6 protein-coding genes are annotated in these 5,146 nt (G+C 73.3%); 3 read left to right on the top strand and 3 right to left on the bottom strand.

Translation table 11 applies throughout. The features are described 5' to 3' along the window. Positions 1–111: 111 nt before the first annotated feature. Together AOK22_RS32360 and AOK22_RS32355 are read right to left on the bottom strand one after the other, a co-directional pair. Complete coding sequence (locus AOK22_RS32360; protein WP_055702277.1) at positions 112–1,398, bottom strand: MFS transporter; 1,287 nt, start codon at positions 1,396–1,398, stop codon at positions 112–114. A gap of 69 nt (positions 1,399–1,467) precedes the next feature. Then, on the bottom strand, positions 1,468–2,070 hold the full coding sequence (locus AOK22_RS32355; RefSeq protein WP_055702276.1) for a hypothetical protein: 603 nt from the start codon (positions 2,068–2,070) through the stop codon (positions 1,468–1,470). 79 nt (positions 2,071–2,149) lie between these two features. On the opposite strand from AOK22_RS32355, the gene AOK22_RS32350 reads away from it, so the two are divergent. The 3 genes from AOK22_RS32350 to AOK22_RS32340 all read left to right on the top strand — a co-directional run bounded on the left by AOK22_RS32350 (position 2,150) and on the right by AOK22_RS32340 (position 4,349). Next, positions 2,150–3,244 (top strand): sialidase family protein, encoded by a 1,095-nt coding sequence (locus tag AOK22_RS32350; protein ID WP_055702275.1) that lies wholly within the window; start codon positions 2,150–2,152, stop codon positions 3,242–3,244. A 100-nt stretch (positions 3,245–3,344) separates the two neighbouring features. Further along, positions 3,345–4,049 carry an NADPH-dependent F420 reductase gene (npdG, locus tag AOK22_RS32345; RefSeq protein WP_055702274.1) on the top strand — a complete coding sequence of 235 codons (705 nt, stop codon included), beginning with the start codon at positions 3,345–3,347 and terminating at the stop codon, positions 4,047–4,049. Between the two features lie 114 nt (positions 4,050–4,163). After that, positions 4,164–4,349 (top strand): hypothetical protein, encoded by a 186-nt coding sequence (locus tag AOK22_RS32340; RefSeq protein ID WP_055702273.1) that lies wholly within the window; start codon positions 4,164–4,166, stop codon positions 4,347–4,349. On the opposite strand, the gene AOK22_RS32335 is transcribed toward AOK22_RS32340, so the two are convergent. Further along, the gene (locus tag AOK22_RS32335; protein WP_055702272.1) at positions 4,339–5,142 is read right to left on the bottom strand and encodes a site-2 protease family protein; all 804 of its coding nucleotides are present in this window, start codon (positions 5,140–5,142) and stop codon (positions 4,339–4,341) included. The genes AOK22_RS32340 and AOK22_RS32335 overlap by 11 nt on opposite strands. Between the last annotated feature and the right edge of the window lie 4 nt (positions 5,143–5,146).

Below are 5,146 nucleotides of genomic sequence, written 5' to 3'. Positions count from 1 at the left end.
GGATCCGCCGCGAAGCGGCGGGGCAGGGTGCGCGGAGGCGCCGGGGGAGTGGCGCGGGCCCAGAGGCGAAGGCGCGGGGCGCGAGGGACGGAGGCGGGGACCCGCGCAGGGTCAGGGCGCGGCCGGCTCCGGCTCCGAGGCATCCGTCCGGGCCCGGCGCAGCCGCGCGTCGGGGTCCGTCGTCGCGTCGTAGGAGATGAGGCGGGGGAGGGCCGCCGCCAGGATGCCCACGGAGGCCACGCAGGCCAGGCCGCCCGACCAGATCGCGGGGAGCGTGCCCGTCCAGCCCGCCGCCGCGCCCGCGCGGACCTGGCCCAGCTGCGGGCCCACGCTGTAGGAGAGGACCTCGATCCCGGCGAGGCGGCCCCGCAGCTCGTCGGGGATCGTCTGGTTCCAGATCGTGGAGCGCCCGAGTCCGCTGAGCATGTCGCCCGCACCCGCGAAGGCCAGACAGGCCAGCACCACCCACACGTTCGAGAACCAGCCCGCCGCCGTGATCGCCAGGCCCCAGCCGGCCGCCCCGAACACCACGAGCAGCCCGTGCCGCCGGACCCGCGACGTCCAGCCGCTGGTGAGGCTGAGCAGCAGGGAGCCCACCGCCCCGGCCGCGTACATCAGGCCGAGCGACCACTCGGCGTCCAGGTCGTCCGCGAGGAACGGGAAGATCGTGTTGGGGAAGGCGAAGAACATCGCCGCCATGTCGATCGCGTACGTACCGAGCAGCACCGGCCGCGACCACGCGTACCGCGCGCCCTCGGCGAGCCCCTTCAGCGACGGCTTCTCCGCGTCGTGCGCGGCCGGCGCCGGCGAGAGGCGGGTGCACAGGAGCACGGAGACCGCGAAGCCGACGATCGTGACCGCGTACGCCGACGCGTGCCCGGCGTACGCGACGACCAGGCCCGCCAGTGAAGGGCCCGCGATGGCGCCCACGTTCCACCGCAGCGAGTTCAGCGCCGCGGCCGCCGTCAGCTGGTCGTGCGGCACGATCCGCGCCATCAGCGAGTCCAGCGCGGGCCGCTGCAGGCCCGCCAGCGCGGAGACGCCCGCCGCGACCACGTACAGCGGCCACAGCAGCGGGTCGGGCAGCAGCGCGTTCACCAGGAGCACCACGGCCAGCAGGCCCAGCGCCGCCTCGGTCAGGAGGATCACCTTGCGCCGGTCCACGGCGTCCGCGAGCGCGCCGCCGTAGAGCCCGAAGACGATCAGCGGCACCAGCTCGACCGCGCCCATCGCGCCGACCGCGACCGGCGAGTCCGTCAGCTCCTTGATCTGGAGCGGCAGGGCGACCATCGCCATGAAACTGCCGAAGTAGGTGACGAGACCCTGGACCCACAGCAGCCGGAAGTCACGGGTGGAACGCCAGGGGGAGAGGTCGGGCAGTATCGCGGAGAGAGGCACGAGAAGCCATGCTCAGCGCAGACCCGTGCACCGGGCAAATCAATTTCCGCGGGCACGCCCGTGCACCGCTCACCACCGCGTCGGCGGCGGCGCCGTCAGCTGGTCGGCCAGGCGCGAGAGCCGGTCCCGCAGCCGCCTGCGGCCCCGGGCCTCGGGCAGCGCGTTCTCCCCGGCCGCCGCGCTCACCAGGTGCTGGACCGTGTCCAGGTCGAGGTCCGGGCCCGGGGGCACCGACAGCGCCTCGTGCGACAGCGCGGCCAGGTCCCGGTCCCCGGAGTCGAGCGCGAGGACGGTCGCCCCGGCCTGCCGCGCGTCGTGCACCCGCGTCAGCAGCTCCTCGCCCGGCGCGTCCGGCGCCACCACGAGCAGCGTCTCGCCGCGCCGGGCCGCCTCGATCCGGCCGAGCCCGGTCGACAGATGGGCCGGGTCCTCGGCCAGCACCCGGTGCCGTACGAGCGTCGGGGTCAGCTCCGGCGTGCCCGACCACGCCGCCTCGTCGACCAGGTGCGCGGCCAGGTGCCACGGCTCGTACGCCTGCGTCCCCACGAGCAGCAGTCCGCCGCCGTGCGGCACGACGGAGGAGCGCAGCGCCCCCGCGAAGCGGCGCGTGGCCCCCAGCCACTCGGTCCCGGCGAGCACTTCGCGCAGCAGCGCGACTCGTACGGCGTCCATGGCGCCGCATCCTGCCCCAACACATCACTCGTGACCCGGAGTTCACCCGGAATTCCCCCGTGGCGGGGAAGGGCGGGGGATGACTGCTGAGACAACTGTTCCCTTCCGCGCGGGCCGCGAGGGGTACGCGAGCTTCCGCATCCCCGCCGTCGTCACCAGCGCCGCCGGTACCGTCCTCGCCTTCTGCGAGGGCCGCGTCGGCTCCCAGGAGGACTTCGGCAACATCGACGTCGTCCTCAAGCGCTCCGCCGACGGCGGCCGCACCTGGGGCCCGCTCCAGATCGTCGGCAAGAACGGCGCCGACCTCGCGGGCAACCCCGCCCCGGTCGTCCTCGACACCGGCCGCGTCCTCCTCGTCCACGTCAGGAACGCCGCCTCGGCCACCGAGGACGCCATCCGCCGCGGCACCGTCTCCGCGGCCGACGGACGCCGCGTCTGGGTGCAGCACAGCGACGACGACGGCCTCACCTGGTCGACGCCCCGCGAGATCACCGCGCAGGTGAAGAGGGCCGGTTGGCGGTGGTACGCGACCACGCCGGGCCACGCCCTGCAACTGGCCGGCGAGCACGGCGGCCGCACCGGCCGCGTCGTGGTCCCCGCCAACCACTCCCTGCCGCCCGCCGGCGCCGACAGCGGCACCGAGGGCAAGTACAACGGCGGCCACTGCCTGCTCAGCGACGACGCCGGCGCGACCTGGCGCATCGGCTACATCGACGACAACACCGACGGCTATGTCAACGTCAACGAGACCACCGCCGCCGAACTCCCCGACGGGCGGCTCTACTTCAACACCCGCAACGACTCCCCGGCCCCCGGCAACCGCGCCGACGCCCACTCCACCGACGGCGGCCAGAGCCTCGTCAGGCCCTTCCGGCCGCAGGCCTGCCTCACCGGTCCCGTCGTGGAGGGCAGCGTCCTGCAGCTGCGCGACCCCGACGTCCTGCTCTTCTCCGGCCCCGCCGACCCGGGCTTCCGCGCCCTGATGACCGTGCGCCGCTCCACCGACGGCGGCACCACCTGGCAGGTCGCGCACACCGTCGACGGACTCCCGGCCGCGTACTCCGACCTCGCGCGCCTCGACGAACAGACCGTGGGACTGCTCTACGAGACGGGGGACTTCGGCGCGTACGAGACGATCTCCTTCCGGCGGATACCCGTCGCGGAGCTGGTGTGACGTACGGAAGGACGTACGGAAGGACGTGCGGGAGGGCGTACGGGCGTCGGCCCGGCGTACAGGTGTCCAAGGATTCCGTACGGCTGAGTAAGGTCGCGGTATGACCTCTACCGACAGTGTGCAGAAGGCCCCCGCCAAGGACCCCTGGGACCTGCCCGACGTGTCCGGGCTCGTCGTCGGCGTGCTCGGCGGCACCGGTGACCAGGGGCGCGGCCTCGCCTACCGGCTGGCCCGCGCGGGCCAGAAGGTGATCATCGGTTCCCGCGCGGCCGAGCGGGCGCAGGGCGCGGCCGACGAGCTGGGCCTCGGCGTCGAGGGCGCGGACAACGCGGAGTGCGCGCGGCGCAGCGACATCGTGATCGTCGCCGTGCCGTGGGACGGCCACGCCAAGACCCTCGAAGCGCTCCGCGAGGAGCTCGCGGGCAAGCTCGTCGTCGACTGCGTGAACCCGCTCGGCTTCGACAAGAAGGGCGCCTACGCCCTCAAGCCCGAGGAGGGCAGCGCCGCCGAGCAGGCCGCCGCGCTGCTGCCCGACTCCCGGGTCACCGCCGCCTTCCACCACCTGTCGGCGGTGCTCCTCCAGGACGCGTCCATCGAGGAGATCGACACGGACGTCATGGTCCTCGGCGAGAGCCGCGCCGACACGGACGTGGTGCAGGCGCTCGCCGCCCGCATCCCCGGCATGCGGGGCGTCTTCGCCGGGCGGCTGCGCAACGCCCACCAGGTCGAGTCGCTGGTCGCCAACCTGATCTCCGTCAACCGCCGCTACAAGGCGCACGCGGGGCTGCGGGTCACCGACGTCTAGCCACGTGCGGGCGGGGCGGGGCATGGGGGACACTGGGCGGTGTACGGCGGTGTACGAAACGCCGTAATACGGCGTACGGAACGCCGTCATCCGGAATCGACAGGAGCCGACCCCATGCCCCGCCTCGCTCTGTACGCCCTCGTGGTCTGCGCGCTCGCCGTCGCCGCGGCCGTGATCTCCTTCGCCCGGGGCAGCTTCCTCGGCATCGTGTGGGTGCTGCTCGCGGGGCTCTCCTCGAACATGGCGTGGTTCTACCTGCGCAAGGAGAAGGCGCGGCGGGCGGCTTCGGCTACTGGTTGAGCGACGGCGGGACCTCCGCCGGGCCGTCCCAGAACCTGTACAGCTTCTGGCCCCAGTAGCTGTCCCACTCGCTGACGCCGAGGCCCCGCAGGATCGCGTCGATCGCGTCGAAGAACACGTGGTTGACCTCCGGGATCCACAGCACCGCGAAGACCGCGAGGAGCCCGAACGGCGCGAACGGCTCCACCTGGCGGCGCACCTTGTACGACAGCCAGGGCTCGATCACGCCGTAGCCGTCCAGGCCCGGGACCGGCAGGAAGTTCAGGATCGCGGCCGTCACCTGGAGCAGCGCCAGGAACGCGAGCGCGTAGCGGAACGCGTCCGGGACGCCGTCCAGCGCGCCCAGCCAGAACGGCGCCGTGCAGACGACCGCGAAGAGGACGTTCGTCAGCGGTCCCGCCGCCGAGATCAGGCTGTGCTTCCAGCGGCCCCTGATCCGGTTCCGCTCGATGAACACCGCGCCGCCGGGCAGGCCGATGCCACCCATGATCACGAACAGCACGGGCAGCACGATGCTGAGCAGCGCGTGCGTGTACTTGAGCGGGTTGAGCGTCAGATAGCCCTTCGCGCCGATGGAGATGTCGCCGCCGTGCAGGGCCGTGCGCGCGTGCGCGTACTCGTGCAGGCACAGCGAGACGATCCACGCGGCCGTCACGAAGAGGAACACGGCGACGCCCGGGTTGTTCGCGAAGCCGGTCCAGGTGGCCCAGCCGGAGACCGCCGTGACGGCGGCGATCCCCAGGAAGACGGGGCTGATCCGCCGGTCGCTGCGGCGGGTGGGGGCGGTGGTCATGGGG

It is taken from the genome of Streptomyces silaceus, assembly GCF_001419745.1.
In the GTDB taxonomy this organism is placed as follows: domain Bacteria; phylum Actinomycetota; class Actinomycetes; order Streptomycetales; family Streptomycetaceae; genus Streptomyces; species Streptomyces silaceus.
Note: the sequence above shows the minus strand (reverse complement) of the source record. Positions and strands in the feature narration are given on the sequence as shown.

Coding starts and splice junctions, on each gene's coding strand:
- AOK22_RS32355 (WP_055702276.1), bottom strand. CDS start 2,070: ATGGACGCCGTACGAGTCGCGCTGCTGCGCGAAGTGCTCGCCGGGACC.
- AOK22_RS32350 (WP_055702275.1), top strand. CDS start 2,150: ATGACTGCTGAGACAACTGTTCCCTTCCGCGCGGGCCGCGAGGGGTAC.
- npdG (WP_055702274.1), top strand. CDS start 3,345: ATGACCTCTACCGACAGTGTGCAGAAGGCCCCCGCCAAGGACCCCTGG.
- AOK22_RS32340 (WP_055702273.1), top strand. CDS start 4,164: ATGCCCCGCCTCGCTCTGTACGCCCTCGTGGTCTGCGCGCTCGCCGTC.
- AOK22_RS32335 (WP_055702272.1), bottom strand. CDS start 5,142: ATGACCACCGCCCCCACCCGCCGCAGCGACCGGCGGATCAGCCCCGTC.